22 protein-coding genes and 1 tRNA gene are annotated in these 26,826 nt (G+C 76.5%); 7 read left to right on the top strand and 16 right to left on the bottom strand.

Annotation, left to right across the window (positions count from 1 at the left end; genetic code table 11):
- Positions 1-30: 30 nt before the first annotated feature.
- Positions 31-103, top strand: a tRNA-Arg gene (locus AC3WT4_RS14460).
- Positions 104-224: 121 nt separating this feature from the next.
- Complete coding sequence (locus AC3WT4_RS14455; protein WP_400111348.1) at positions 225-1,397, top strand: RtcB family protein; 1,173 nt, start codon at positions 225-227, stop codon at positions 1,395-1,397.
- 123 nt (positions 1,398-1,520) lie between these two features.
- Here AC3WT4_RS14455 and AC3WT4_RS14450 read toward each other — a convergent pair whose 3' ends face one another.
- Both AC3WT4_RS14450 and AC3WT4_RS14445 read right to left on the bottom strand, forming a co-directional pair.
- Positions 1,521-3,104: a sensor histidine kinase gene (locus AC3WT4_RS14450; protein WP_492315762.1), complete on the bottom strand. Its 1,584-nt coding sequence runs from the start codon at positions 3,102-3,104 to the stop codon at positions 1,521-1,523.
- Positions 3,097-3,867, bottom strand: coding sequence for a response regulator transcription factor (locus AC3WT4_RS14445; RefSeq protein ID WP_492315761.1), 771 nt, complete (start codon positions 3,865-3,867; stop codon positions 3,097-3,099). The genes AC3WT4_RS14450 and AC3WT4_RS14445 overlap by 8 nt, the downstream gene beginning before the upstream one ends.
- Before the next feature lie 280 nt (positions 3,868-4,147).
- Between AC3WT4_RS14445 and AC3WT4_RS14440 the strand changes: the two genes are divergently transcribed.
- Positions 4,148-5,593, top strand: coding sequence for a ThuA domain-containing protein (locus AC3WT4_RS14440; protein WP_492315760.1), 1,446 nt, complete (start codon positions 4,148-4,150; stop codon positions 5,591-5,593).
- A gap of 97 nt (positions 5,594-5,690) precedes the next feature.
- On the opposite strand, the gene AC3WT4_RS14435 is transcribed toward AC3WT4_RS14440, so the two are convergent.
- The 4 genes from AC3WT4_RS14435 to AC3WT4_RS14420 form a co-directional block, all read right to left on the bottom strand.
- A complete protein-coding gene (locus AC3WT4_RS14435) occupies positions 5,691-6,266 on the bottom strand; it encodes a CueP family metal-binding protein (RefSeq protein ID WP_492315759.1) in 576 nt (191 codons plus the stop codon).
- A gap of 110 nt (positions 6,267-6,376) precedes the next feature.
- Positions 6,377-7,426, bottom strand: coding sequence for a phosphotriesterase family protein (locus tag AC3WT4_RS14430; RefSeq protein WP_074806950.1), 1,050 nt, complete (start codon positions 7,424-7,426; stop codon positions 6,377-6,379).
- Positions 7,423-9,495, bottom strand: coding sequence for a PfkB family carbohydrate kinase (locus AC3WT4_RS14425; RefSeq protein WP_492315758.1), 2,073 nt, complete (start codon positions 9,493-9,495; stop codon positions 7,423-7,425). The genes AC3WT4_RS14430 and AC3WT4_RS14425 overlap by 4 nt, the downstream gene beginning before the upstream one ends.
- Positions 9,495-10,238 (bottom strand): glutamine amidotransferase, encoded by a 744-nt coding sequence (locus AC3WT4_RS14420; protein ID WP_074806944.1) that lies wholly within the window; start codon positions 10,236-10,238, stop codon positions 9,495-9,497. Before AC3WT4_RS14420 ends, AC3WT4_RS14425 begins: the two co-directional genes overlap by 1 nt.
- Before the next feature lie 175 nt (positions 10,239-10,413).
- Here AC3WT4_RS14420 and AC3WT4_RS14415 point away from each other — a divergent pair, with 175 nt between their 5' ends.
- Positions 10,414-11,436, top strand: coding sequence for a LacI family DNA-binding transcriptional regulator (locus tag AC3WT4_RS14415; RefSeq protein WP_074806943.1), 1,023 nt, complete (start codon positions 10,414-10,416; stop codon positions 11,434-11,436).
- 36 nt (positions 11,437-11,472) lie between these two features.
- Here AC3WT4_RS14415 and AC3WT4_RS14410 read toward each other — a convergent pair whose 3' ends face one another.
- Complete coding sequence (locus tag AC3WT4_RS14410) at positions 11,473-12,813, bottom strand: APC family permease (protein ID WP_108046829.1); 1,341 nt, start codon at positions 12,811-12,813, stop codon at positions 11,473-11,475.
- 185 nt (positions 12,814-12,998) lie between these two features.
- On the opposite strand from AC3WT4_RS14410, the gene AC3WT4_RS14405 reads away from it, so the two are divergent.
- Positions 12,999-14,042, top strand: a complete 1,044-nt coding sequence (locus AC3WT4_RS14405; RefSeq protein ID WP_257419411.1) for an NAD-dependent epimerase/dehydratase family protein — start codon at positions 12,999-13,001, stop codon at positions 14,040-14,042.
- Positions 14,039-15,379, top strand: a complete 1,341-nt coding sequence (locus AC3WT4_RS14400; RefSeq protein ID WP_492315757.1) for a UDP-glucose dehydrogenase family protein — start codon at positions 14,039-14,041, stop codon at positions 15,377-15,379. The genes AC3WT4_RS14405 and AC3WT4_RS14400 overlap by 4 nt, the downstream gene beginning before the upstream one ends.
- On the opposite strand, the gene AC3WT4_RS14395 is transcribed toward AC3WT4_RS14400, so the two are convergent.
- The 9 genes from AC3WT4_RS14395 to AC3WT4_RS14355 are packed head-to-tail and all read right to left on the bottom strand — an operon-like array spanning position 15,355 to position 26,457.
- Entirely contained in the window at positions 15,355-15,609 is a 255-nt protein-coding gene (locus tag AC3WT4_RS14395) for a DUF6480 family protein (RefSeq protein ID WP_043654002.1), read from the bottom strand. The genes AC3WT4_RS14400 and AC3WT4_RS14395 overlap by 25 nt on opposite strands.
- 43 nt (positions 15,610-15,652) lie before the next feature.
- A complete protein-coding gene (locus AC3WT4_RS14390) occupies positions 15,653-16,795 on the bottom strand; it encodes a glycosyltransferase family 9 protein (protein ID WP_492315756.1) in 1,143 nt (380 codons plus the stop codon).
- Positions 16,786-17,514 carry an SDR family oxidoreductase gene (locus AC3WT4_RS14385; protein WP_492315755.1) on the bottom strand — a complete coding sequence of 243 codons (729 nt, stop codon included), beginning with the start codon at positions 17,512-17,514 and terminating at the stop codon, positions 16,786-16,788. The genes AC3WT4_RS14390 and AC3WT4_RS14385 overlap by 10 nt, the downstream gene beginning before the upstream one ends.
- Positions 17,511-19,760 carry a PfkB family carbohydrate kinase gene (locus AC3WT4_RS14380; protein WP_492315754.1) on the bottom strand — a complete coding sequence of 750 codons (2,250 nt, stop codon included), beginning with the start codon at positions 19,758-19,760 and terminating at the stop codon, positions 17,511-17,513. Before AC3WT4_RS14380 ends, AC3WT4_RS14385 begins: the two co-directional genes overlap by 4 nt.
- Positions 19,757-21,031, bottom strand: a complete 1,275-nt coding sequence (locus AC3WT4_RS14375) for a glycosyltransferase (protein ID WP_492315753.1) — start codon at positions 21,029-21,031, stop codon at positions 19,757-19,759. Before AC3WT4_RS14375 ends, AC3WT4_RS14380 begins: the two co-directional genes overlap by 4 nt.
- On the bottom strand, positions 21,028-22,047 hold the full coding sequence (locus AC3WT4_RS14370) for a glycosyltransferase (RefSeq protein WP_492315752.1): 1,020 nt from the start codon (positions 22,045-22,047) through the stop codon (positions 21,028-21,030). Before AC3WT4_RS14370 ends, AC3WT4_RS14375 begins: the two co-directional genes overlap by 4 nt.
- Positions 22,044-23,120: a glycosyltransferase family 9 protein gene (locus AC3WT4_RS14365; RefSeq protein ID WP_492315751.1), complete on the bottom strand. Its 1,077-nt coding sequence runs from the start codon at positions 23,118-23,120 to the stop codon at positions 22,044-22,046. The genes AC3WT4_RS14370 and AC3WT4_RS14365 overlap by 4 nt, the downstream gene beginning before the upstream one ends.
- Positions 23,117-24,784 (bottom strand): HAD-IIIA family hydrolase, encoded by a 1,668-nt coding sequence (locus AC3WT4_RS14360; RefSeq protein WP_492315750.1) that lies wholly within the window; start codon positions 24,782-24,784, stop codon positions 23,117-23,119. Before AC3WT4_RS14360 ends, AC3WT4_RS14365 begins: the two co-directional genes overlap by 4 nt.
- A complete protein-coding gene (locus AC3WT4_RS14355) occupies positions 24,781-26,457 on the bottom strand; it encodes a carbamoyltransferase family protein (protein WP_492315749.1) in 1,677 nt (558 codons plus the stop codon). The genes AC3WT4_RS14360 and AC3WT4_RS14355 overlap by 4 nt, the downstream gene beginning before the upstream one ends.
- Positions 26,458-26,640: 183 nt before the next feature.
- Between AC3WT4_RS14355 and AC3WT4_RS14350 the strand changes: the two genes are divergently transcribed.
- Positions 26,641-26,826 (top strand): hypothetical protein (locus tag AC3WT4_RS14350; RefSeq protein WP_492315748.1); only part of this gene is annotated, 186 nt, incomplete at its 3' end.

Below are 26,826 nucleotides of genomic sequence, written 5' to 3'. Positions count from 1 at the left end.
GTCCCGTCTGCTCGACGTTAAGGAGCACCAGCGCGCGTAGCTCAGCGGACAGAGCGCCGGCTTCCGGAGCCGGGCGTCGGGGGTTCGAGTCCTCCCGTGCGCACCTCGCCGCCCCGCCCGGGGCGGCGTCATGATCGTCAGGACGACCCGAGGAGGTCAGCACCGTGAGCACCGAGGCCCACGCGTTCCCCGTCCCGCTGTCGGGTGCGAAGGCACCCACCCTCATGTGGGCGCACGAGCACGCCGTCGAGCCCGCCGCGCTCCAGCAGCTGCGCAACATCGCGGCGCTGCCGTGGGTCGAGGGCGTGCGCGTCATGCCCGACGTCCACCTCGGCAAGGGCGCGACCGTCGGCTCGGTCATCGCGATGCGCGACGCCGTGTCGCCCAACGCCGTCGGCGTCGACATCGGGTGCGGCATGATCGGCGTCCGCACGTCGCTCACGGCGGAGGACCTGCCCGACGACCTCGGCCCGGTCCGCGCGCGCATCGAGGCCGCGATCCCCGTCGGGTTCCACGCGCACGACGAGCCGGTCGACCCGCACCGGCTGCGCTCGATCTCCGGGCGCGGCCCGGCCGAGGTCGCGCGCGGCGCGGACGCGTTCTGGTCGCGGTTCTCCGGGCTGCACGGGCGCGTGTCGGACATCGAGGGCCGCGCCCGCCGTCAGCTGGGGACGCTGGGCGGGGGCAACCACTTCGTCGAGCTCTGCACGGACACCGACGGGCAGGTCTGGCTCCAGCTGCACTCCGGGTCGCGCAACATCGGCAAGACGCTCGCGGAGCAGCACGTCGCGGTCGCGAAGCGGCTGGAGCACAACCAGGGGCTCGTCGACCGCGAGCTCGCCGTGTTCCTCGGCGGCACGCCGGAGATGGACGCCTACCTCGCCGACCTGTGGTGGGCGCAGGAGTACGCGGCGCGCTCGCGCGCGGTCATGATGACGCTCGTCGTCGACGCCGTGCGCGCGTCGTTCCCCGGCCGCGAGATCGCGTTCGACGAGGCCGTGAACGTCCACCACAACTACGTCGCGGTCGAGCACGTCGACGGCCAGGAGCTCGTCGTGACCCGCAAGGGCGCGATCCGGGCCGGGAAGGGCGACCTCGGGCTCATCCCGGGGTCCATGGGCACCGGGTCGTACATCGTGCGCGGGCTCGGCAACCCGGAGTCCTACTGGTCGGCGTCGCACGGCGCGGGCCGCCGCATGTCGCGCACGAAGGCGAAGAAGACCTTCACGCTCGACGACCTCGCCGCCCAGACGGTCGGCGTGGAGTGCCGCAAGGACGCCGGGGTGCTCGACGAGATCCCGGCCGCCTACAAGGACCTCGACGAGGTCGTCCGCGCCCAGTCCGACCTCGTCGAGGTCGTCGCCCGGCTCACGACGCTCCTCTGCGTCAAGGGCTGACCAGGCGGTCCTGGCGCGGCGAGCAGGTGGTCCCGGCGCGTCCCGATCTCCGGACGAGCCAGGACCGCCTGCTCGGCGCGGGAGGGGTGGGAGGGGTGGGAGGGGCGTCAGGGGGGAGGGGCTTCACGGGTGGTCGCGGGGGAGGCGGACCGCGACGGTGGTGCCGGTGGGGCCGGGCTCGTCGGCCGTCGTGGAGGTCACGGTGATCGTGCCGCCGTGGGCGGTGACGATCGCGTCGACGATCGCGAGCCCGAGGCCGGTCGAGCCGCCGGTGCGGTTGCGGGCGTCGTCGCCGCGCGTGAAGCGACGGAAGAGCGCCGGCCGCAGGGCCGCGGGGATGCCGGGGCCGTCGTCGGAGACGACGAGCGCGACGGCGTCGGCGTCCGTCGTGACCCGGACGTCCACGTGGGTGCCCGGCGGGGTGTGCCTGCTGGCGTTGGCGAGGAGGTTCGCCAGGACCTGGCGCAGGCTCGCCTCGTCGCCCGTCACCTCCAGGTCGACGGCGTCGTCCGGCAGGTCGTCCGGGGCGCCGGACGCCGGGTCGACGTCGAGGTCGTCCGCGCCGGGCAGGTCGAGCGCCCAGTCGTGGTCGGGGCCGGCGGCGTGCGCGTCGGTGACGGCGTCGACGGCGAGCGCCGCGAGGTCGACGGGCGCGCGGTCGAGGGGGCGGCCGGCGTCGAGCCGGGCGAGGAGCAGCAGGTCCTCGACGAGCCCGGTCATGCGGACCGCCTCGGCCTCGATGCGGTCGAGCGAGCGCGCGGTCGCGGGCGGCACGTCGTCGGGGGAGCGGCGCACGAGCTCCGCGTACCCGCGGATCGAGGCGAGCGGGGTGCGCAGCTCGTGGCTCGCGTCGGCGACGAACCGCCGCACCTGGGTCTCGGAGTCGTGGCGCGCCTGGAGCGAGGTCTCGACGTTCTCGAGCATGCGGTTGAGCGCGGCGCCCACCTGGCCGACCTCGGTGCGCTCGTCGGTGAGGTCGGCCGGGACACGGGGGATGGCGCCGATCTCGCCCTGCGCGAGCTCGAGCTCGGAGACGCGGCCCGCGGCGGCGGCGACGTCGTCGAGCGGGCGCAGCGAGCGTCGCACGAGCCAGGTGCCGAGGAGCACGGCCGCGAGGACCCCGGCGGCGCCGAGCGCGGCCTCGACGAGCAGGTACCTCTCGACGGTCGCGTCGACCTGGGCCGTGCTCGACGCGACGACGACGGGCTGCCCGTCCGCGGTGGTGCGGTGCACGGCACGGAACGACCCGAGCTCGGGGAGTTCGACGTCGTGCGCGGCGCCGTCGGCGGGGACGTCCTCGAGCGCCGCGACCTGGGCGTCGTCGAGCGCCACGCGCTGGAGGTCCGGGGTGACGTACTCCGCGAGGACGAGCGCGCCGCCGTCGTACCGCAGCACGGCGCTGCCGGGGCCGGTGCCCGCGGGGAAGCGTGACGGGTCGTCGGGACCGCCGGGCTCCGGCCCGGACGCGTCGCCGGTGCTGTCCGGGGGCTGCGCGGGGCCGTGGGCGAGCCGGTCGCTCGCCTGGCGCAGCTCGTGGTCGACCTGGGCGACGAGCTGGGTGCGCAGGGCGACGGCGGACGCGACGGCGAGCCCGACGGTGACGAGCAGGACGACGGCCGCGAGCACGAGCACGAGGCGTCGGCGCAGGGCGGTGGGCCGACGCTCCGGCCCTGTGGCCACCGGCCCGGTGGGGCCCGGGTCAGGCACGGACGCTCTCCGCGTCGGGGGCGGGCTTGAGCACGTACCCGACGCCGCGCAGCGTGTGGATCATCGGGGCGCGCCCCTTGTCGATCTTGCGGCGCAGGTAGGAGATGTAGAGCTCGACGATGTTGGCCTGGCCGCCGAAGTCGTAGTTCCAGACGCGGTCGAGGATCTGCGCCTTGGACAGCACGCGGCGCGGGTTGCGCATGAGGTACCGCAGGAGCTCGAACTCGGTCGCGGTGAGCCGGACCTCCTCGCCCCCGCGCCGTACCTCGTGCGCGTCCTCGTCGAGCTCGAGGTCGCCGACGACGAGCACGGAGTCCTCGCGTCGGGCGTTCGCACCGCCGCGGCGCAGCAGCCCGCGCAGCCGGGCGACGACCTCTTCCAGGCTGAACGGCTTGGTCACGTAGTCGTCGCCGCCCGCGGTGAGCCCGGCGACGCGGTCCTCGACGGCGTCGCGCGCGGTGAGGAAGAGCACGGGCACGTCGGGGTCGCGCTCGCGCAGGCGGCGCAGGACGGTGAGCCCGTCCATGTCGGGGAGCATGACGTCGAGCACGACGACGTCCGGCCCGGTCTCCCGCGCGGTGCGGATCGCGCCGTGCCCGTCGAGCGCGGTGGAGACGTCCCAGCCCTCGTACCGCAGCGCCGAGGTGAGCAGCTCCGCGAGGTTCGGCTCGTCGTCGACCACGAGCACGCGGACGGGGGAGCCGTCCGGCCGCGTGAGGCGCGGCTGGTCCGGGCGGCCGACGGGGGCGGTGGCTGCGGTCATGCTCTCAGGGTCGCGCGCGACGCGGAGGTGTGCCTGTGGTGACCCTGTGCGCTCGCTGTGTCCCGACGCCGGCCCGGTCGACGCGCGGTCGCCCGCCGGGGGACGGGTGAGAAACCGCGTCCCCGAGTCGTTGAAACCTTGACTTTTGTGCGCCTGCCGTCAAAACTCGCTGCATCGGCAGCAGCCGACGTCCACGCACGCAGGAGTGCGCGCGTCGCCCCGTGGGGTCGCCGTCGGCGACCCTCCGGCTCGCGCTCTCGACGACGAGGGAGAAGCACGCATGGATTTGTTCAGCGGCATGACGTTCCGGCGGGCGGTGGCTGCGGCTGCCGCGCTGCCGCTCGTGGGCGGTGCCACGCTCATGACCGCGGGCCCGGCGGCCGCCGACGAGGAGGACTACAAGATCCTCGTCGTCGGTGAGACGCTCGGCTTCCGCCACTCGCACATCGACGACACCACGCGCGCGCTCATCGAGCTCGGCGCCGACAACGGCTTCACGGTCGACGTGTGGGACCCGCCGAACAGCTCGGCGGGGTGGTGGGGCAGCGGGTCGCCCGGCCAGCCCGACCTGACGATGGACTCCTCGCCGTTCACGAGCGCCGAGGACCTCGCGCAGTACGCGACCATCGTCTTCGCGTCGCCCGTCGACAACACGAACTCCCTCAACCCGGCCACGCCGCGCCTCCTGGACGACGCCGAGCTCGCCGCGTTCCAGGGCTACATCCGGGGCGGCGGCGGGTTCGTGGGCCTGCACGCGGCGACGGACACGATGCACACCGTGCCCTGGTACAGCCAGCTCACGGGCGGCGGCGCACGGTTCGCCAGCCACCCGCAGCAGCAGACGGCGACGATGCGCGTCGAGAGCCCGGGCCACCCCTCGACGGCGCACCTGCCCGCCGTGTGGGAGCGGTTCGACGAGTGGTACAACTACACGACCAACCCGCGCGAGGACGTCCACGTCCTCATCACGCTCGACGAGTCGACGTACAGCCCGGGCAACAACGCGATGGGTGAGGACCACCCGATCGCGTGGTGCCAGAACTTCGAGGGCGGTCGCTCCTGGTACGAGGGCGCCGGGCACACCGACGCCTCCTGGACCGACCCGCTGTTCCTCGAGCACGTCCTCAAGGGCGTCGAGTGGACCGCGGGCGTCGTCGAGGGCGGCGGCAACTGCGTCACGTTCGGCGAGGTGGACGAGCTCGTGGCGGGCCTGAACACCTCCGCGGTGGGCGACGGCGTCATCGCCGGCGCGATCTCGTCGCTGCTCGGCAGCGCGCGCACCGCGGCCGACGCGGACGACCCCGCGACGGCGGTGCAGGTGCTCGGCGGCGCGCGCTCGCTCGTCGACCACCTGTCGGCGGCGGCGGGCGACCGCGCGCTGCTCGGCACGAAGATCGACGACCTCGTCGACTGGCAGTCCGCGCTCGTCGACGACGGCCCCGCGCTCGACCTCTCGGCCGAGGCCGAGCTGCGCACCATGGGCGGCAAGCAGTACCTCGCCGTCCGGGTGGTCAACCAGGACGACACGGCCGTGGACCTCGCGGTCACCACGCCGTACGGGACCAAGGAGTTCGCGGCCGTCGCGCCGACCAAGAACGCCTACCAGGCCTTCGCGACGCGCCTCGTCGAGGTGCCCGCGGGGCAGGTGACGGTCACCGCCACCGCCGAGCGCGACGGCGAGACGGTCACCGAGGAGCTCGTGGTCGACTTCGCCGGCACGGCCTGACACCTCCCCGGCACAGCACGCACGACGCCCGTCGCACCCCGGTGCGGCGGGCGTCGTGCGCGCTCCGGCGGGTACGTCGCCGGGCGTCCGCGGCTCGTCAGGCGAGCTGGAGCGTCGTGAGGCAGGTCGGGTCGTCGTCGCGGGTCGAGACGGTCGTGGTGCCGACCCGGCCGTCGTGCTCGACGCGCAGCTCCGCGTCGACGTCGCGCGGGAGCCAGTAGCCGACGAAGCCGTTGGCCCCGAGCGTCGTGTCCTCCTCGACGAGCACGTCGCCGGTGGCCGCGTCGACGACGGTCACGGAGACCGGCTCGCCGGCGAGCTCGCCCTGGCACGTGGTGAGCGAGTGGTAGAAGCACTCGTGCGTCTGGTCCACGAAGGGAGCGACCGAGAGGTAGAACGTGTCCTCGGGCAGCGGGACCGTGGTCTCGTACGACTCGTCGGCGAGCACGAGCTCCGCCGCGCGGACGGAGGCCACGAGGTCGGTCGGCCGGTCGGCGGTCTCGAGCCCTTCCAGGCGGTCGACGACCTCCTGGCCGGTGAGCCCGGCGAGGTCGTGGCGGTCGAGCAGGGCGTCCAGCGCGGAGGGCTCCGGGGACCCGCCGGAGCAGCCGGCGAGCACGAGGGCGGTGGCGGCCACGGCGGCCACGAGGGTCGGGAGGGCACGTCGTCTCATGCGCCGATCCTCTCAGAGCACGACGCCGTGACCAGGGCCGGAGGTCCCGGGCGCGCCGACGGCCGGGACCCTGGCGGGCCCCGGCCGTGCGGGTGGCGGACGGCGTCGCGTCACGCGGTGAGCATCGCCACCGGGTTGTCGTGCGTGAGGCGCGCGAGCACGTCGCGCGGCACGCCGCGCGCCGCGAGCATCTCGGTGAACACCGTCGGGACGTAGGCGAACCCGTTGCCGCCGTGCTGCACCCACATCTGCTTGAGGAACACGTCGTGGCTGAGCAGCACCTGGCCCGCGTGACCGGCCTCGACGAGGCGCTGCACCGCGGTCGCGGTCGTGTGCGGGTCGGGGGACACCCCCTCCTTCGGGAAGGTGATGTCCATGCCGACCATGTCGAACTCGAGCCAGACGCCGCGCTCGGCCACGGACCGCTGGTAGTCCGGGTCGTCGGCGGACGGGTCCATGTGGCACAGCACGACCTTCTCGGGGCGCACGCCCACCTCGTCGAGCACGAGGTCGAGCACCTCGTGCGCGCGGCGCTGCCACCCGGGCAGGTGCACCTGGAGCGCGACGTGCGGGTGCTCGCGCTGGGCGAGGGCCGCCGCGCGCAGCGACGCGGCCTCGCCCGCGGTGAACGACGGCGAGACGCCGATCTCGCCGATGATGCCGGGTCGCACGCCCGTCCCACCGATCCCGTCGGCGAGCTCCGCGACGATCGCGGACGCCTGGGCGTCCACGGCCGCGGCGGCGATGCGGTCACCCTCGAACTTCTCGAGGTACGCGCCGCAGCCCGCGACCACGTGCAGGCCCGTGCGGCGCGCGACCTCCGCGAGGCGCTCGGGGTTGCGCCCGATCGCGGCGCTCGACGTCGCGTCGACGATCGTGCGCCCGCCCAGCGCGGCGAAGCTCTCGAGCTCCGCCGCGACCGCGGCGACCGGCTTGTCGGCGATGTTGTCCGCGCAGCAGTACGGGTCCTGGCGCAGCGCCCACGCGACCGACGCGGAGACCGGCGCCTCGACGACCGCCTCCGAGAAGCGGTAGCTCGGCGGGTCGAGCACCCCGGACAGGTCGTTGAAGAGGTGCTCGTGGGGGAGCGTGAGGCCGAGGTCCGCGGCCGCGGCACGGCCGGTGACCGTCTGGACGTGGCCGGCGGGCGTGACGCTCATCGCGCGCTCGTCTCGCCGGCCTCGCCGCCCGCGACGGCCGCCGCGACACCCGCGTCGGGTCCGTCGGGGCCGGTGGCGTCCGGGCCGTCGGCGTGCGCCGTCTTGCCGGACGGGATCATGCCGATCCCGGCGGCGACGAGCGCGATGACCGTGCCGATGACGGTCGCGACGTGCACGGTGTGGCCGAGCGCGGGGATCGCGGCGTCGAGGACGAGCGAGCCGACGAGCTGGCCCGCGACCGAGGCGAGGCCGAGCAGGAGCAGCCCGAGGCCGCGCACGAGGAGCGCCATGAGCGCGATCGACAGCAGGCCGAGCGGGCCGCCCAGGTACATCCACCACTCGCTCGGGAGCTGGAAGTCGACGCCGCCCACCGCCGCGCGCACCAGGTAGGCGATCAGCAGTGCGGTGAAGCCGACGAGGAAGTTCCAGCCGATCGAGACGAGCATCGACCCGGTGACGTCGGCGACGGCCGCGTTCCCGGCGGGCTGCCAGCCCGCGAGCAGACCGCCCACGAACGGCATGATCGCGAGCACGATCGTGTGCGGCACGGAGAAGCTCGGGGAGATGACGACGACGGTCGCCGCGATGGCGAGCGCCGCGCCGAGGAGGCGCGTCGTGGTGAGCGGCTGCTTGACCGACGCCGTGACGCCGAGGCGGTCGCAGATGACGCCCGAGATGACGAGGCCCGAGATGAGCGAGATCTGGAACGTCGCGACGCCGAGGACGCCGACCGTGACGCCCTCGGACAGGACGATGACGGCGCCGCACAGGCCCGCGAGGTAGTTCCACCACGGGATGGTGCGCGAGCGGATCAGGCCGGGGATCGCGAGCGCCTCCCGTCGGGTCGCAGGACGCGCGAACACGACGACGAACATGAGGACCAGGCCGGTCCCGAACGAGATGAGGGCGGCGGCGTGCCCGTCGCCGATCGTCTTGCCCAGCTGGCCGTTGACGGCCGCCTGCATGGGGCCGAGGGCCCCCGCGAGGACGGTCGCGACGACGAGCAGGGCGGTCGCGGTGTCCTTGACCCTGCTGCGGCGGGCTGACGAGCTCACAGCACCTCCCTGAGTGCCGGACGGGGAACCGGTGGTCGCCGGCGTGGTGTGCTTCATTGCGTGACCGTGCCTTCCTCCGACGGTACGTCGGACTTGGCTGTGGAGCGGAATCCTGGTGCCCTCGGGGGCCAGGTCGGTGGCGCGCGGCAGGGAGTCGACGGCGCCGTGGCGGGTGGTGGTGGAGGCGGCGACGCGCGCCGCCCAGCGGGCGGACTCGACGAGGTCGCCGCCGTGGAGGAGGCCGTCCGCGAGCGCCGCGCAGAACGAGTCGCCGGCGGCGGTCGTGTCGACGGCGTCAACGCGCTCCGCCGGGACGGTGACGGGTGCGCCTCCTGCGGGGACGACGAGCGCGCCGTCGGCCCCGAGGGTGACGACGACGTCCCCGGGGTGGTCGAGCGCCCGCACCATGGCGAGCACGGCGTCGGTGCCGACGGGCTCGTCGCGCGCGCCGACGAGGGTCGCGAGCTCGAACCGGTTGGGCACGAGCACGCGGAACGCGGCGCGCACGTGGGCGGGCAGCGGCACGGCGGGCGCCGGGTTGAGCACGGTGGTCCCCGCCGCGGTGGCGGCGACGGCGCGCAGGGCGCCGAGCGGCGTCTCGCACTGGCACAGGACTGCTGCCGCGTCGCGCACGAGGTCGGCGCGCTCGGTGACGAACGCCTCGTCGACGACGGCGTTCGCGCCAGGCTCGATGACGATCGTCGACTCGGGCTGCTCCCACAGCACGACGGCGACCCCGGTGGGGCGGTCCGCCGTCGCGAGGCCGTCGAGGACGAGGCCCTCGACGGCGAGGCGGCGGCGGATCGCGCGGCCGTCGTCGTCGTCCCCGACGGCGCCGACCATGGCGACGCGGCGGCCGAGCCGGGCGGCGGCGACCGCCTGGTTGGCGCCCTTGCCGCCGGGGGAGCGGACGAGGCCCGTCGCGGAGACGGTCTCGCCCGAGCGGGGCAGGCGGTCGACGGTCAGCCTGAGGTCCATGTTCAAGCTGCCGACGACCACCACCTCGGGCGTCATCAGCCCGCGAGCCAGGTGACGGCCTGGCCGAACAGCGGGCCGTAGCCGGCCCAGTCCATGAACTCGCGCGGGGCCCAGTGCGGGGAGATGTCGGAGGCGAACGCGAGCGTGCGCCCCTCGCCCTCCGTGCGGACGGCGACGAGCGGACGGCCCTCGATGGTGGCGAGGACGGTCGCGTCGGCCTTGGCGGTGAGGCGCTGGTAGCCGAGGAGGATCGGCCACTCGCGGTCGAGGCCGGCGGTGACGGGGTGCTCGACGTCGGTCAGGGTGCCGCCGATGCCCTCCGGGGTCTCCTCGCGGTCGTCGTACGGGAGGATGTCGACGGGCAGGACGGCCTCGACCGCGGTGCCGTGGTAGTTCGCCTTGGCCTGGAACCCCTGGAAGCTGAGGTACCCGCCGGCCATCATGAGGCCGCCCCCGCGGCGGACCCACTCGGCGAGGAGCTTGAGCCGGTTCGGGAACGGGCGTCCCTGGGAGAACACGACCGGGGGCAGCAGGAGCGAGTTGGCGCCGATGTCGGACAGGATCACGACGTCGTAGGCGTCGAGCTCGTCGAGCGTGGAGGGGAAGTCCTCGGCGACGAGGTGCGAGGGCAGGTGCGTGACCTCGTGGCCCTCGGCGGCCAGCGCCTCGAGCAGGCGCGCGCACCCGATCTCGAGCTGGGCGTGGGGGAACGCGTCGTACCCCTTGTAGTCGGTGGTCGCGTTGATCCACGACTCCCCGGCGAGCAGAACCCGGCTCATCCCGGCCTCCTTGCGGTCAGGTCGCGCGGCGACGTCCTCGACGACGTTGCGCAACGTTGTGTAGCGTTGCGCAAGACCGTAGGGGGCGAGCGGCGCGGCTGTCAACACCGTGCGCGGCCCGACGCCCCCGGTAGAGTGCAGGGAATCTGGGGGACCGCCCCGAGGAAGGGGAGTCATGACGCTCACGCGTGTTGCGCAACGTGCCGGCGTGTCGGCCTCGACGGCGTCGCGCTACCTGCGCGGGCAGCTCAACGTCCAGCCGGAGACGGCGGCGCGGATCGACGCCGCGGTCCGCGAGGTCGGGTACGTCGTCCCCGCACCCGGTCCCGCCCCGCGCGAGGACGAGCGCCGCACCGGGGTGGTCGCGCTCGTCGTGCCCGACTTCGTCAACCCCTTCTTCACCGCCCTCGCCGAGGAGGTCGCGCGCCTCGCGGGCGACCGCCGCGTCCCGCTCGTCGTCGCGCTGTCGACGCGGCACGGCGACGCCGAGTCCGGCCTCGGCCAGCTCCTCGCGAGCGACGGGTCGCTCGGCGGCATCGTCTACGTGGGGATGTCCCGGACCGACGACCGGCTCGCGCGCGCCGTCGCGGACGGCCTGCCCGTCGTCGTCATCGACGAGGAGGTCGACCTCGACCTGCCCGTCGAGACGATCACCGTCGACAACTACGGCGGCGCCTACCAGGCCACGAGCTACCTCGTGCAGCAGGGGCACCGGCGCATCGCCCACGTCGCCGGGCCCGCCGAGCTGTCCACGACCCAGGACCGCCTGCGCGGGTACGTCGACGCGATGCACGACGCCGGCCTCGACGTCGACCCGGACCTCGTGCGCCACGGCCCGTACACCGAGCAGTTCGGCGCCTCGACGTTCCCCTACCTCACGCGGCCCGGGAGCGCGCCCACGGCCGTCTTCGTCGGCAGCGACATCGTCGCCGTCGGGATGCTGGGTGCGGCCGAGCTGCACGGCATCTCCATCCCCGAGGACCTCTCGGTCGTCGGGTGCGACGGCATCCGCGTCGGCCAGTGGCTGCGGCCCAAGCTCACGACGCTCGAGCAGCCCGTCGCGGCGCTGGCGCTCGCCGCGATGGACGCGATCGAGCGCTCGATGACCGGCACCCGCCCCGCGGACCCGCCCGCGCGCACCGTGCTGCCGCTGCACCTCGTCGTGCGCGGCTCGGTCGCCCGGCCCGCGGACGCGTAGCGCGGCGGATCGCGCGCAGGCGGTCGCGAGCGGGCGCTACGCCACGCGCGCGTCCGCGGCCCGGCGGGTCCAGCGCATCACGACGTACAGCGCCGCGCCGACGGCGAGCAGGATCCCCGCGCGCAGCCACGTCACGGCGTCCTGCTGCGTGAGGAGCAGGACGCACGACGCCACGCCGAGCACCGGCACGACCGTCGCGACACGGAAGTGCGGGGCGTCGACGGGGTCGCGCCGCAGCACGAGGACCGCGACGTTCGTCGAGGCGAACACGAGCAGCAGGAGCAGCACGACGGTCTCGGCGAGGCCCGCGACGTCGCCCGTGAACACGAGCCCCATCGCGACCACGGTCGTCACGACGATCGCGACCCACGGCGTGCGGCGGCGGGGGAGCACGCGCCCGAGCGTGGCCGGGAGCAGGCCCTGCTCGGCCATGCCGTACGCGAGCCGGCTCGCCATGATCATCGTGAGCAGCGCCCCGTTCGCGACGGCGATCAGCGCGACGAGCGAGAACACCCACGCGGGCACCGAGCCCTCGGCGTCGACGACCTCGAGCAGCGGACCGGTCGAGCCGGCGAGCGTCTCGGGGTCCACGACCGCGACGGCGGCGACGCCCACCGCGACGTACACGACGCCCGCCGTGACGAGCGCGCCGAACAGGGCGCGCGGGTAGGTGCGGCGCACGTCGCGCACCTCCTCGGCGAGGTTGGCCGACGTCTCGAACCCGACGAACGAGTAGTACGCGAGGATGGCGGCCGCGAGGACGGCGAGCGCCGGCGTCGTGCCCTCCGCGAACTGCGTGACGCGGCCCGGCGACCCCTCGCCCCGCCCCAGCACGACGGCGGCGAGCACGACGACGAGCACGAGCCCGGACAGCTCGATCGCGGTCATCGCGACGTTGGCGCGCAGCGACTCCTTGATGCCGCGCGCGTTGAGCGCCGCGACGACGGCGAGGAACAGCACGGCCACGAGCCGGTCGGGCGCGTCGACGAACGTCGCGAAGTAGTCGCCGGCGAAGGCCAGGGAGAGGCCCGCGGCGCTCGTCACGCCCGCGGCGAGCATGGAGAACCCGACGAGGAACGACACGAGCGGGCTGTGGAACGCGCGGTCCGCGAACACGGCCGCGCCGCCCGCCTGCGGGTACTTCGTCACGAGCTCGGCGTACGACCCGGCGGTCAGCAGGGCGAGGCCGAGGGCGACGAGGAGCGGCAGCCAGACGGCGCCGCCCACCTCGCCGGCCATCTCGCCGACGAGCGCGTAGACGCCCGCGCCGAGCACGTCGCCGAGGATGAAGAGGTACAGGAGCCGTCCCCCGACCGAGCGGGACAGCTTCGTGTCCGGGTCGGTGGCCTGCTGCTGGGGTGCGGTCGGTGCGCTCATCGCGTCACCGTGCCACGACCCCGGGTCGCTCGCGCCGCGGGCCACCGTGCGAGCCCGCAGGAGGCGTGTGAGCGTGGGGTCTCCGGGTCCAGCCACGAGCCCGTCCGCACGAGCGCGACCGGCGGGACGGATCTGACGGATCGTCCCCGCGGGCCTGCGTCGCGCTCCGTCGCGAGGAGACGAGCATGAGCGACACCCCGGAGACTGCGAGCGCGGCCCGGATCGTGCGGCGCGCGGTCGTGCTGGGCGGTGCCGGCTTCGTGGGCAGCCACGTGTGCGAGGCGCTGGTGGGCCAGGGCGTCGAGGTCGTGTGCGTCGACGACCTGTCGACCGGGCAGGTGCGCAACCTCGACGCGCTGCGCGACGACGCGCGGTTCCGGTTCGTCGAGGGCGACGTCAGCGCCGGGATCGAGGTGCCCGACCCGGAGCGGGTCGACCTCGTGCTGCACCTCGCGTCGCCCGCCTCGCCCGTGGACTACCTCCGGCTCCCGCTCGAGACCCTGCTCGTGGGGTCGGCGGGGACGCGTCACGGCCTCGAGCTGGCCGACCGGGCCGGGGCGCGGTTCGTGCTCGCCTCCACGTCCGAGGTCTACGGCGACCCGGAGGTGCACCCGCAGCGCGAGGACTACTGGGGCCACGTGAACCCCGTCGGCCCGCGCAGCGTCTACGACGAGTCCAAGCGGTTCGCGGAGGCGACCACCGCCGCGTACCGGCGCAGCCGGGGCGTGGACACGGGGATCGTGCGGATCTTCAACACGTACGGGCCGCGGATGCGCGGGCACGACGGCCGCATGGTCCCGACGTTCGTGCGGCAGGCGCTCGCGGGTGAGCCGCTGACCGTCGCGGGCGACGGGTCGCAGACCCGGTCCGTGTGCTTCGTGGACGACCTCGTCGAGGGCATCCTCGCGTTCGCGCGCACCGACCACCCGGGCCCGGTGAACCTCGGCGACCCGACGGAGCTCACGGTCGAGCGCGTCGCGCGCGACGTGCTCGCGGCGACGGGGAGCGACGCGGGGATCGTGCACGTCGACCTGCCCGAGGACGACCCGCGCCGCCGTCGGCCGGACACGGGCCTCGCGGAGCGCACCCTCGGCTGGCGGGCCCGCACGCCGTGGACCGAGGGCCTGGCCCGGACGGTCGAGTGGTTCCGCGCCGACGGCGGCGAGACGCCCGTCGCGGTCGGGGCGGCGCGTGGCGCCGCCGCGGACGAGGGAGGGGACCCGGCATGAGGGTCTCCGTGCACGGCTGCGGCTACCTCGGCGCGGTCCACGCGGCGGCCCTCGCGCGCCTGGGCCACGAGGTGGTCGGCATCGACGTCGACCCGGCCCGCGTCGCGGCGCTCGCCGAGGGTCGGGCCCCGTTCTTCGAGCCGGGTCTCGCCGCGCTCCTCGCCGACCCGGGCGGGGCGGGGTCGCTCACGTTCTCGACCGACGTCGCGCACGCGGGCGTCGCCGACGTCCACTTCCTGTGCGTCGGCACGCCGCAGTCGGCGGGCAGCGGCGTCGCGGACCTGCAGCAGCTCGAGGCCGCGCTCGCGGCGCTGCGCCCGCACCTGCGCCCGGGGTCGGTGGTGGTCGGCAAGTCGACCGTCCCCGTCGGCACGGCCGCCCGGCTCGCGGACGACCTGCCCGACGGCGTCCGGCTGGCCTGGAACCCCGAGTTCCTGCGCGAGGGGCACGCGGTCGCGGACACGCTGCACCCGGACCGGCTCGTCTACGGCGTGCCCGACGACGGCGACGCGCTCGTCGAGCGTCTCGACGCCGTCTACGCGCGGCTGCTCGACGACGGCGTGCCCCGCCTCGTGACCGACCTCGCGACCGCGGAGCTCGCGAAGGTGGCCGCCAACGCGTTCCTCGCGACGAAGATCTCGTTCGCCAACGCGGTCGCGGAGGTGTGCGAGGCCGCGGGCGGCGACGCGGTCGCGCTCGTCGGCACCATGGCGCTCGACCGCCGGATCGGCGGCGAGTACCTCGGCGTGGGCCTCGGGTTCGGCGGCGGGTGCCTGCCCAAGGACATCCGCGCGTTCGCGGCTCGGGCGCGCGAGCTCGGCGTCGGCCCGGCCGTGTCGTTCCTCGACGAGGTCGACGCCATCAACGACCGCTGCCGGGAGCGCGCCGTCGCGCTCGCGCGCACCGCGTGCGGCGGCTCCCTCGCTGGGCGACGCGTGGCGGTGCTCGGCGCCGCGTTCAAGCCGGACAGCGACGACGTGCGCAGCTCGCCCGCCCTCGCGCTGGCCCGGGCGCTCGCCGCGGAGGGAGCGGACGTCGTCGTCACCGACCCGCAGGCGCTCGCGCTCGCGCAGGCGGCCGCCCCCGAGCTCGGGTACGCGGCGGACGCGCGCGAGGCGGCGGCCGGGGCCGACGTCGTGGTCCTCGCGACCGAGTGGGACGAGTACCGCGACCTCGACCCCGGCGCCCTGGCCGCCGTGGTGCGGGCGCCACGCCTCGTGGACGCGCGCAACGCCGTCGACGGCGCGCGGTGGCGCGCGGCCGGGTGGCACGTGCGCGCGCTCGGGGTCGCCGCGCCGAGCGCGGCACGACCTCAGTCGAGCAGCCCCACGGCGTAGCCCACGAAGAACAGGGCCGTCACGACGGCGACCACGCCGACGACCCCGATCCAGACCCACGGCACCGCCCGGTGCGGGCCGTGCTCCTCGTGGCCCTGCGGCGCGCTCACCTGGTCCTCCGCGGGCGGGGTCTCGCCGGGCTGCACGTCACCGCTCGCCGAGAAGTCGGCCGCGGACGAGCGGTGCGAGGCGTCCAGCGGGTCGGGGTCGGGGGAGGCGGGTCCGGTCATGGTGCGGTCCTTCCGTCGGTGCGGGGGTCCAGATCGGGGGAGGTCATGCCTCGACGCTCAGGGCCTCGTCGCCCGCACGCATCTCGGCGGGGTCCTGGGGCCCGGCGAGCAGCGACCGCGCGGCCGCGGCGACCTCCTCGACGGTGATGCGGTCGAGCGCCGGGTCGAGGTCGGCGGCGTGCGGGTCGCCGCGGTACCCGCCGGGCGCCCGGTCGGGCGCGTGCGCCGGCCCCTGCTCCGTGTCGCCGTGCCAGAGCACCGCGTGCCGCTCCGGGTCCACGGCGGGCCCCCACGTGGCGGGCGGCGTGGGGCCGAACAGCACCACCGACGGGGTGCCGTACGCGGTCGCCAGGTGGGCCACGCCCGTGTCCCCGCAGACGACGAGCCGGGCCGTCGCGACGACGTCGGCGAGCGCCGGCAGGTCGAGCGTGCCCGCGGTGTCGGTCACGCTGCCGGTCCCGTCCGGCGCGCCCGCGAGGCCGCCGAGGGCGGCGACGGCGTCGGCCACCACCCGCGCGCACAGGTCGCGCTCGTCGGGGCCGCCCGTGACGACGACGTCGCGGCCGGCGCCCGCGAGGTCGCGCGCGACCGCGGCGAAGCGGTCCGCGGGCCAGCGGCGCGCGCCGGACGCCGCGCCGGGATGCACGACGACGTGCCGCCCCCGCGACCCCGGCGGGTCGAGCCGCAGGTCCTCGCGCGAGCACGCGCCGCCCGCCGCGGTGACGAGCCGGCACCAGCGGTCGACCTCGTGCTCGTCCGGGTCCCAGCCCGGCCCGTCGATCCCCGCGTCGCCCGACGCGAACGCGACCACCCGCTCCGGGGCGGTGTCGAGCAGCACCCGGTGGCTCTCGGGGCCGCTGCCGTGCAGGTTCACCGCCACGTGCCCGACGGGGTCCGCGCCGGTGAGCGTCCGCGACTCCTGCGCCCAGACGAGCGGCTCGAGGCCGCGCGTCGGCACGACGCCGTCGACGAGGCCGAGGTCGCGCAGCCAGCTGCCGACCTCCGCGGGCGCGGCGAGGAGGACGCGCCGGCCCGGCCACGCGCGCCGCACGCCCCGCAGCGCGGGCATGGCGGTCAGCGCGTCCCCGAGCCCGAGCGCGCGCAGCACGAGGACCGTCCCCTCGTCCTGCCCCGCGAGCCCCGGCAGTTCGGGCGCCGGCTCCGTCGCGCCCGCCGTCACGGCCACGACGTCTCGCCGGACGCCATGACGAGCATCTCGCGGATCTCGCAGCCCACGGGCTGGTGCAGCGCCGTCACGACGGCGGCCGCGGTCGCGCGCGGGTCGTTGAGGTCGGCGTCCGGCCCCGGCTTGTACTGCTCGGTGCGGCCGTCGAAGAACGCGGTACGCATCCCGCCGGGCACGAGGCACGTGACGCCGACGCGGCCCGCGAGCTCCGCCGCGAGAGCCTGGGAGAACCCTCGCACGGCGAACTTCGACGCGCAGTAGGCGGTCGCGTCCGAGACGCCCTTGAGGCCGAGCGTCGACGCGACCGTGACGACCGTGCCGCGGCGCTCCTCGAGGAACGGCAGCGCGGCGCGCACGACGGCGACCGTCCCGAACAGGTTGACGCGCACGACGCGCTCCCACGTCTCGACGTCGATCTCGTCGAGGCGCCCGCACGCGTCGGTGCCGGCGGCCGTCACGACGGCGTCGGGCGGCCCGACCTCGAGCGCGAGCCGCTCGACCGCGGCGGCCGCGGCGGCGGAGTCGGACAGGTCGACGACCGCGTGCGGCACGCCGTCGGCGGGCGCGACGCGGTCCAGGACGACCGGCTTGCCGCCCGCTGCCGTCACCGCCTCGACGAGCGCGGCCCCCAGGCCGCTCGCGCCCCCGGTGACGTAGACGGTGCCGAGCTCGCGGGGTGCCAGGGCGTCGGTCCGTTGGGCGGACGTGGTGGTGGTCATGCGGTGGTCTCCTCCGTGAGGGTGGGGACCCCGGGCGCGAACCGCCCGGAGCGTTCGAGGATCGAGGTCGTGGAACGGCCGTCGACGTAGGGCAGGACGACGACCCGGCCGCCGTGGCGCCGGACCGTCTCCGCCTCGGGGAGCGTCTCCTCGGTGTAGTCGCCGCCCTTCGCCCAGACGTCGGGGCGCAGGCGGTCGAGCACGGCGCGCGGGTCGTCCTCGTCGAACAGGACGACGGCGGCCACGCAGTCGAGCGCGGCGAGGACCCGGGCCCGGTCGGACTGCCCGACGACGGGGCGCTGCGGTCCCTTGAGCCGCCGCACGGATGCGTCGCCGTTGAGCAGCACGACGAGGTGGTCGCCCAGGCGCGCGGCCGCCTCGAGCGTCGCGACGTGCCCGGCGTGCAGGATGTCGAAGCAGCCGCCCGTGGCGACGACGGTGCCGCCCCCCGCGCGCAGCCGGGCGGCCACGGCCTCGGGCCCGACGGAGCCCGGCGCAGGGTCGCGACCTGGCGCGCCGGAGGTCCCGGCGACGTCGGCCGCGCTGTCCGGCACCGGGTCCGGACCACGGCCCGGCCCGCGCTCCCGCGCCGCACCCGGCGCGCGGCCGACGGGGGAGTCCGCCCGGCGCCGGTAACCCTCCGCGCCGCCCGCCGCGACCCAGGCCGAGGCCGAGGCGACGGCGGCGACGACCGCCGGGACGAGCCCGTCGCCCCGCGCGAGCGCGACCGCGACCGTCGAGGCGAAGCGGTCGCCCGCGCCGCACGGGTCGCCGTGCGCGACGGTCGCGGGCACGTACGCCGGCTCCCCGTCGGCGCGCGCGACGAACGCCCCGCGGTCGCCCGCCGTGACGCACACGGCGCCCACCTCCCACGCGGCCGCGAGCGACCGCGCGAGACCCCCGGGGTCGTCGGGCGACGCGTCCAGGCCGAGCGCCTCGGCCGCGTCGAGCGCCTCCGCGAGGTTGGGCGTCACGAGCGCCGTCCCGGGGACCGGGGCGCCTCCGCGCGGGTGCGGGTCCCACACGACCGTCCCGGTGCGGGCCGCGTGCGCGAGCGCGTCGCGGACCGGTCCGGCGTGGGTCGTCCCCGCGCCGTAGTCGGACACGAGCACGACGTCCGCGCCCGCGAGCGCCGCCCGCGCCGCGCGCTCCGGCAGGTTGCCGGGCCGGGCGGGGCCGCCGTCGTCGACGCGCACGACGGTCTGCCCGCCGGAGCGCACGCGGGTCTTGCGTCGCGTCGTGCCGACCTGCGGCAGGGCGACGACGTCGAGGTGCGGGCGCAGCAGGGCCCGCAGCTCCGCGCCCGCGTCGTCGTCGCCGAACGGCGCGACGAGGCGCACGCTCGCGCCGTCGGCGGCGAGGAGCGCGGTCAGCCCCGCGCCGCCCGGGCTGCGCCGGACGCCGAGCGTGTCGACGACGGGCACCGGGCCGTCGGGAGAGAAGCGGGTGACCTGGCCGTCGACGTCACGGTCGAGGAGCACGTCCCCGACGACGACGACCTGCGGTCCGGTCGCCGCCGCGGAGGCCGGCGCGGGTGCCGGGGCGGGTCGTTCCTCGGCCGACCCGGCGCCCGGGAGGTCCGCCGCGGCGCGCGCCTCGCGGTGGCGGACGTGCGCGTCGAGCGCGGCGCACAGCGCGTGCACGACGACGAGGTGCAGCTCCTGCACGGACGACGTCGACGCGCCGCGCAGGGCGAGCACGTCGTCGCACGCCGTGGCGAGCGCGCAGTCCCGCGGGCCCGTGAGCGCCCACGTCGTGAGGCCGAGCTTGCGCGCCCGGCGGGCCGCCGCGACGACGTTCTCGCTCTCGCCGGAGGTCGACAGGAGCACGAGCACGTCGCCGGGGCGCCCGTGCGCGGCGACCTGGCGCGCGTACATCTCCGCGATGCCGTAGTCGTTGACGATCGCCGTGAGGCTCGACGTCTCCGCGTGCAGGCTGATCGCGGACAACGGGGTCCGCTCGCCGTCGAATCGGCCCACGAGCTCGGCGGTGAGGTGCTGCGCCTCGGCGGCGCTGCCCCCGTTGCCCGCGACGAGGAGCCGTCCGCCCGCGAGCACGGTGTCGGCGAGCCGCGCGCCCCACGCGTCGATCCGGCCCGCCTCGGCGGTGAGCAGGTCGAGGCCGTCGTGCAGGTCGTCGGCGTGCGCGCGCAGCCAGCGGCGCGCGGCGTCGTGCGGTCCGGCACCGTTCGCGTCCGCGGACCCCTCCGGGTGCCCGTCCGCGGGCCTGGTCCACGGCGCGGTCACGGTGCGCTCACCGCCCGCAGGGCGGTGCGCCCGGCCGCGACGGGCCGGGACCGGCCGCGCTCGGTGCGCCGCGTCGCGGCGACGCGCTCGTAGGACTCGACGGTGCGCTCGGCGACCGTGACCCAGCCGTACAGGTGCTCGGCGCGCAGCCGCGCGGCCGAGCCGAGGCGCTCCGCGAACGCCGGGTCGTCGGAGAGGCGGCGCAGCGCGGCGGCGAGCGCGCCGACGTCGCGCGGCGGGACGAGCAGGCCCGTGCGTCCGTCGACGACCGAGTCGAGCAGCCCGCCCACGGCGGCGCCCACGACCGGGCGCCCGCACGCGGCGGCCTCCAGCGGGACGATCCCGAAGGGCTCGTACCAGGGGTCGCACACGACGGCGTCGGCGGCGTGCATGAGGTCGCGCACGTCGTCCTGCGTCACGCTGCCCACGAACCGCACGCGGTCCGCGACGCCGACCGCGACCGCGACGGCGCGCAGCCGCAGGACCTCGGGATCCTCGTCGAGCGCGCCCGGCGCGGGGCCGCCCGCGACGACGAGCTCCGCGCCCGGCAGCTCCGCGAGCGCCTCGATGACCGTGTCGACGCCCTTGCGCTCGACGAGGCGGCCCACCGAGAGCAGGCGCAGCGTGCCGGGCTCGCGGTGCAGGTGCTCGGTGCGGTCCGGGTCGGGCAGGAAGCGGCCGAGGTCCACGCCGCACGGCACGACGTCGATGCGGTCCGGGTCGGCGCCGAGCGCGACGAGCTCGGCGACCTCGTCGGCGCACGTCGCGACGATCCGGTCGACCGCGCGGCACAGCAGGCGCTCGCGGGCCACGCGCTCGGCGGGGCTCGTGTCGTGCGCGCCCTGGTGGCGGCGCTTGACGGACCCGAGCGCGTGGAAGGTCTGCACGAGCGGGACGCCGAGCGCGGGAGCGGACAGCAGGCCCGCGATCCCGGACATCCAGAAGTGGGCGTGCACGACGTCGGGCCGGGGCCCGGGCTCGATCCACCGCCGCAGGAGGTCGGCGCCGAAGGCGTCCATGTGGGGCAGGAGGTCGTCCTTGGGCACGGGCACGGGCGGACCGGCGTCCACGTGCACGACCTCGACGCCGCGCGCGAGCGGGACGCGCTCCGGGAGGGACGCGTCGTCGCGGCGCGTGAACACCTCCACGCGGTGGCCCTGCGCGCCGAGCCGCGTGGCGAGCGACGCGACGTGCACGTTCTGCCCGCCCGCGTCGACGCCGCCCAGGGCGGCGAGGGGGCTGGCGTGCTCCGAGATCATCGCGATCTTCATGAGGTCACCTCCGTCAGGACCGTGTCCCAGCGCCGCAGGAACGCGGCGTGGGAGTAGTGCTCGAGCACGTGGGCGCGGGCCGCCCGCCCGTGCTCGCGGGCGTCGTCGGGGTCGGCGAGCCAGCGCCGCGCGGTCGCGGCGAGCTCGTCGGGACGGGAGCTGAGGAGCCCTGCGGCCGGGGGCACCGCGACGGGCGCCTCGGTGGTCGGCAGCGCGAGCACCGGCATCCCGAGCGCCATCGCCTCCAGCAGGGAGAGCCCGAGGCTCGTCCAGCGGTAGGGGTGCAGGTAGGCGCGCGACGTCGCGAGCCGCGCGTGCATCGCGGCCTGGGGGACGTCGTCGTGCAGGCCGTGCGGGAGGTCGTGCGGCAGGTCGTGCGGCGCGGCGCCGGGCGCCGCGAGGTGCTCGGCGAGCTTGCCGACGCCCATGCCGTAGACGTCGAGCGGCACGTGACGCCCCAGCGCGACGAGCACGTCGGTCCCGGCGACGCGCCAGCGCCGCACGGGCTCGTTGACGACGGCCCCGACGCTCGCCCGCTCCCCGGTGTACAGCGGGCCGGGGTCGGGGATGCCGTGGTCGACGACGAGCGTGCGCGCGTCGCCCGTGTCCCACATGAGCGCGTTGAACGCCGTGACGTGCACGACCGGCACGAGGCCCTCCTCGACGACGTCGAGGTCGGCGAGCGGGTGCCGGGTCGCGGCCGCGTGGCCGGTCGGGGCGTTGTGCTCGACGTAGACGGCGGGCACGTCGCGGCCGGGCACGAGCCCGGTCCAGCGCCGCAGGAGCTCGAGCTCCTCGGGGCGCTGGAGCACCACGACGTCGATCGCGCGGTCCGCCGCGAGGTCGGCGAGCTCGTCCGGCGCGACCTCGCGCGCCCCGGGCGGCCAGTCCCAGGTGCGTGCGCGACCGCGGCCGTCCGGCCCGCGGTCGGGGACGACCGGGACGAGGTACTCGTGGCCGCCGGCGACGAACGACGTCGCCCACGACCCGTGCACGTGCCACACGAGGATCCTCATCGGGTCACCCCCACGGCCCGCGGCAGGGCGGCGCCAGGCTCGGGCGTCCCCGCGACGTGCGGGGAGGCGAGCCGGTCGACGGCCGCGACGACGTCGGCCGGGTCGACGTCGAGGCAGGGGTGGCCGGGCACCGGGCACAGCCGGGCCCGCGTGCCGCGGCACGCGGCCTCCGGGTCGCCGAGCAGGACGGCCGGCACGCCCCACGGCGCCCACCGCTCCGCGGGGACCACGGGGGCGAAGAGCGACACGACGGGCGTGCCGACCGCGGCGGCCAGGTGCGCGGGCCCCGTGTTGCCGACGACGACGCACCGGGCGCCCGCGAGCACCGCCGCGAGACCCGCGAGGTCCGTGCGCCCCGACAGGTCCCGGGCGCGCCCGGCCGCGACGTGCGCCGCGAGGTCGGTCTCGCCCGGTCCGCCCGTGACGACCACCTCGTGACCCGCGCGCACCAGCGCCGCGACGACGTCGCGCGCACGGCCGGGCGCGGGTGCCCGCGCCGGGACGGACGCGCCGGGGTGCACGACGACGTAGGGCCCCGCGGGCACGAGCGACGACACGTCGGGCAGCGGCCCGCGCACGCGCAGCCGGTCGCCGTCGGGCGGCGTGCCGAACCCCGCGGCGCGGGCCAGGTCGAGCGCGGCCTCGACCTCGTGCAGGCCGTCGGGGCGGGTGTGCCGCACGTCGAGGAGCGAGCCCGGGTAGTCCTCGCTCACGGCGGCGACGCGCCCGACGCCCGCGACCTTGAGCAGCATCGCCGCGGGCAGCGGACTCTGGTGGAACGAGGTGAAGACGACCGCGGCGGCGTAGCGCCGCGCGGCGAGCGTCGCGACGAGGTCGAGCACGCTCCCGCGGTCGACGGGAGGGGGCCGGTAGCCGGACCAGGGGGCGTCGAAGACGAGCACGTCGCGCACGTCCGGGAGCAGCAGCGCCGCCGCCCGCCCGGCGGGGGCCGCCAGGACGTCCACCCGGCCGCCGTCGCGCGCGGCCGCGTGCGCCATCGCCCGGATCGCGGGGCCCGTGAGCAGGACGTCGCCGTCGCTGTCGAGGCGCACGGCGAGCACGTCGGCGCTCATGCCGCACGCTCCTCGTCCGGCGTCGCCGCGGACGCGCCGGGGGAGGACCCGGCGTCGTGCGCCGGGGACGCGCCGGGCAGGCGGTCGTCGAGCGCGTGGACCGCGGCGGCGAGGTCCGACGCGACGCACGGGGCGGCGGCGACCTCCTCGGCGCGCGTCACGGGCGTCGGCACGAGGACCGGGGTCGCGCCCGCGGCGAGCGCGGCGCCCACGTCGGCACCGATGTCGCCCACGACGGCGCACCGCCACGGCTCGACGCCGAGGTCGGCCGCCGCGGCGAGCACGAGGCCGGGACCGGGCTTGCGGCACGCGCAGGCGTCGTCCGGCGCGTGCGGGCACACCTGCCACGTGTCGAACGGGCCGAGCAGCTCCTCGACGCGCGCGTTCACGGCGTCGACCTGCGCGCGCGTGAGCAGCCCGCGCCCGACGCCGGACTGGTTGGACACCACGCCGAGCCGGACCCCGCGGGCGCGCAGGTCGTCGAGCACGGCGCGGGCACCGGCCAGGGGGCGCACCGCCGCCGGGTCGCCGTTGTACGGGACGTCGTGCACGAGCGTGCCGTCGCGGTCGAGCAGGACCGCCGCGAGCGGCGGGGGCCACGGCTCGAGCCCGCGCCGGGCGGCGACCGCGCCCGCGACGCGGTGCCGCACCGCCGCGAACGGGATGGCGGCGCTCGTCCAGGCCATGCGCCGCAGCTCGGGCCCGAACACGTCGTCTCCCGGTCGCGGCCCCGGCGCGAGGCGGCGCCCGAGGAACTGCGCGGTGAGGGCCGCCCACCCGAGCGCGCCGAGCACCGCGACGCGCGGGCGCCGCGCGACGACCCCGCCGACGCCGACCGCGGCGGCAGCGACGGTCGCGACGTGCCACGCGAGGCGACCGCGGCCGGTCTCGGCGCGCTCGCGCCACCTCGCTCCGTGCAGGGCGCGGAACGTCGCGTCGTCGCGCGTCCCGGCCTGCACGCGCAGGCTCACCGCGTCGTCCGCGGGGCGCACGGGGTGGGTCGTCGTGCGCGTGCCGCGCACGAGCTCCCAGCCCGCCTCGCGCACGCGCAGCGCGAGGTCCGCGTCCTCGCGGTAGGCGCGGGGGAAGCGCTCGTCGAACCCGCCGACCTGCTCGAGCGCGGCGCGCCGGTACGCCATGTCGGCGGTGGCCCACGCCGCGCGCTCGAGCCCGGCGGTGCCGCGCTCCCAGTCCGTCGGACGGCGGTGCGCGGGCAGCGGGACGTGCAGGCGGCCCTGCACGCCGCCGGTGCGGGGCGTCGCCGCCGCGAGGTCCTGCGCGAGCAGGCGCGCCCACCCGGCGGGGAGCTCGACGTCGTCGTCGAGGAGCACGACCCACGGCGCGGTCGTCGAGCGCCACCCGGCGTTGCGCGCGGCGGCGGGCCCCCGGCCCCCGGTGCGCACGACGCGCGCGCCGAGCGCGCGGCCGGCGTCCCCGAGGTCGAGCGGGTCGGGCACCGGGTCGGTCGTGCCGGGCAGCGGCAGCCGCCGGTCGTCCGCGACGACGACCTCGGCCGGCCCGGGGGAGCCCGGACCGGGGGCGCCCGGCCCGTCGAGCTGGGCGACCAGCGTCTGCAGGAGCCGGTCGAGCGACGGGCGGCCGATCGAGGGCACGACGACGGCGTACGGCACCGGGGGTGCGGGGCGGCCCGCGGGCGCGCTCACGCCGTCCCCCCGGACGGAGCGGCGAACACGTCGGGGCGGCGCACGAGGTGCGGGCCGAGCACGAGCGCGTCCACGGGGGCGGACCCGAAGAGCTCGAGCGCGTCGCGCGGGTCGTCGACCATCGGGCGGCCCGCGGTGTTGAGGCTCGTGTTGACGACGACCGGCAGCCCGGTCAGCTCCTTGAACGCCCGGATCGTCGCCTGCAGGCGCGGGGTCGAGTCGTCGACGGTCTGGATGCGCGCGGTCCCGTCGACGTGCACGACGGCCGCGATCCGGTCGCGCCACGCGGGCGCCACCTCGTGCACGAACAGCATGTACGGGCTCGGGACGGGGCCGCCGGAGAAGATCTCCGCGGCGTCCTCCAGCAGGACCATCGGCGCGACGGGTCGGAACTGCTCGCGGCCCTTGACGTCGTTGAGGCGCTCCAGGTTCTCCACCGGTCCCGGGTGCGCGAGCAGGGAGCGGTGCCCCAGCGCCCGCGGTCCGAGCTCGGCGCGGCCGTCGAACCACGCCACGACGCCGTTGTCGGCGAGGATGCGTCCGACCTCGGCGGGCAGGTCGTCGGGCGTCGTGAACGGCACCTGCGCGGTGCGCAGCCACCGGGCGAGCGCCTCGTCGCCCCAGGCGCGGCCGAGCGCCGCCGAGCCCATCGGCTCGACGGTGTCGCCCGCCTCCGCGGCGAGCTGGAGCGCAGCGCCCAGCGCCGTGCCGGAGTCGCCCGCCGCGGGCTGGACCCAGACCTCCTCGAACGGCGACTCGCGCCAGACCCGCGAGTTCGCGACGCAGTTCAGCGCCGTGCCGCCCGCCATGGTCAGCACGCGGTCGCCCGTCTGCCCGTGGAGCCACGTGGCGAGGTCGACGAGCACCTCCTCGAGCCGCGCCTGCACCGACGCCGCGAGGTCGGCGTGCTCGGCCCGGCCGCCGTGCGCGGTGCCCCACGTGCCGTCGTCCGTGCGGCGCGGCGCCCAGCGCTCCCAGTCGGGCACCTCGGCGACGAAGCCGCCGTCGCCCGTCGCGTGGAGCACCTCGCGCAGGTCGTCGAGGAAGCGCGGCTCGCCGTACGACGCGAGCGCCATGACCTTGTACTCGTCGCTCGACCGCAGGAAGCCCAGGTGCTCGGTGAGGGACTCGTAGACCAGCCCGAGCGAGTGCGGCAGCTCCTGGCTCGCGAGCACCTCGAGGCGGCCGTGGTCGTAGCGGCCCGCGAGGTGGGACGAGCGCTCCCCGCGGCCGTCGAGCGACAGGACGCTCGCGACCGGGAACGGCGACGCCAGCGCGGCCGACGCCGCGTGCGCGACCTCGTGCGGCACGAACCGCACCGTCGAGGGGGACAGGCCCGGCAGCGCGGTGGCGAGGAACTGCGGCGCGCGCTCGGCGTACTGCACGCGCAGCCAGTCCCACGGGTCCGGCAGGCCCATCTCCTCGGCGGGCTTGGCGAGAGCCGGGTCGAACGAGTACGCGACGGCGTCCAGGTCCTGGGGGCGCAGCCCGCCCTCCTCGAGGCACCAGGCCATCGCCTTCTCCGGGAGCTCCCACGCCGCGAACGGCAGCGGGCGCTTGCCGTGCTTGCGCCGGGAGAAGCGTTCCTCCTCCGCGGCGGCGACCACCCGGCCGTCGACGACGAGGGCGGCGGACGGGTCGTGGAACAGGGCGTTGACTCCGAGGACGCGCATGGGCTGCGAGCCTTCCTCGTTCGGGTCAGGCTCGTGGTGCGCCTCGAGAAAGGGGGCACTCGACCTGGCACGTGCGGGTCGGCTCTGCTGCAACCCGACTTCACCCTGACCCGGAGAAGCGGTTCTCGCACGCCGACGTCGCACCGACGGGTGTTTCTCTTCGTGCGACCCCGGGAGGCCTGCATGACCACGACCACCGCACCCACCACCCAGCCCGACCCGTCCGCGCCGGACGCGGGCGAGCGCCGCCTCGAGCGGGCCGACCCGGCCACGGGCGGGCCCGCCGCCCCGGTCCGCTGCGCGGGCGCCGACGAGGTCGACGCCGCGGCTGTCTCTTATACACCTCTGACGCTGCCGACGATGCCAACT

The organism is Cellulosimicrobium sp. EB106-03-01-XG111 (assembly GCF_058792115.1).
Note: the sequence above shows the minus strand (reverse complement) of the source record. Positions and strands in the feature narration are given on the sequence as shown.

Coding starts and splice junctions, on each gene's coding strand:
- AC3WT4_RS14455 (WP_400111348.1), top strand. CDS start 225: ATGTGGGCGCACGAGCACGCCGTCGAGCCCGCCGCGCTCCAGCAGCTG.
- AC3WT4_RS14445 (WP_492315761.1), bottom strand. CDS start 3,867: ATGACCGCAGCCACCGCCCCCGTCGGCCGCCCGGACCAGCCGCGCCTC.
- AC3WT4_RS14440 (WP_492315760.1), top strand. CDS start 4,148: ATGGATTTGTTCAGCGGCATGACGTTCCGGCGGGCGGTGGCTGCGGCT.
- AC3WT4_RS14435 (WP_492315759.1), bottom strand. CDS start 6,266: ATGAGACGACGTGCCCTCCCGACCCTCGTGGCCGCCGTGGCCGCCACC.
- AC3WT4_RS14430 (WP_074806950.1), bottom strand. CDS start 7,426: ATGAGCGTCACGCCCGCCGGCCACGTCCAGACGGTCACCGGCCGTGCC.
- AC3WT4_RS14425 (WP_492315758.1), bottom strand. CDS start 9,495: ATGACGCCCGAGGTGGTGGTCGTCGGCAGCTTGAACATGGACCTCAGG.
- AC3WT4_RS14420 (WP_074806944.1), bottom strand. CDS start 10,238: ATGAGCCGGGTTCTGCTCGCCGGGGAGTCGTGGATCAACGCGACCACC.
- AC3WT4_RS14415 (WP_074806943.1), top strand. CDS start 10,414: ATGACGCTCACGCGTGTTGCGCAACGTGCCGGCGTGTCGGCCTCGACG.
- AC3WT4_RS14410 (WP_108046829.1), bottom strand. CDS start 12,813: ATGAGCGCACCGACCGCACCCCAGCAGCAGGCCACCGACCCGGACACG.
- AC3WT4_RS14405 (WP_257419411.1), top strand. CDS start 12,999: ATGAGCGACACCCCGGAGACTGCGAGCGCGGCCCGGATCGTGCGGCGC.
- AC3WT4_RS14400 (WP_492315757.1), top strand. CDS start 14,039: ATGAGGGTCTCCGTGCACGGCTGCGGCTACCTCGGCGCGGTCCACGCG.
- AC3WT4_RS14395 (WP_043654002.1), bottom strand. CDS start 15,609: ATGACCGGACCCGCCTCCCCCGACCCCGACCCGCTGGACGCCTCGCAC.
- AC3WT4_RS14385 (WP_492315755.1), bottom strand. CDS start 17,514: ATGACCACCACCACGTCCGCCCAACGGACCGACGCCCTGGCACCCCGC.
- AC3WT4_RS14375 (WP_492315753.1), bottom strand. CDS start 21,031: ATGAAGATCGCGATGATCTCGGAGCACGCCAGCCCCCTCGCCGCCCTG.
- AC3WT4_RS14370 (WP_492315752.1), bottom strand. CDS start 22,047: ATGAGGATCCTCGTGTGGCACGTGCACGGGTCGTGGGCGACGTCGTTC.
- AC3WT4_RS14365 (WP_492315751.1), bottom strand. CDS start 23,120: ATGAGCGCCGACGTGCTCGCCGTGCGCCTCGACAGCGACGGCGACGTC.
- AC3WT4_RS14355 (WP_492315749.1), bottom strand. CDS start 26,457: ATGCGCGTCCTCGGAGTCAACGCCCTGTTCCACGACCCGTCCGCCGCC.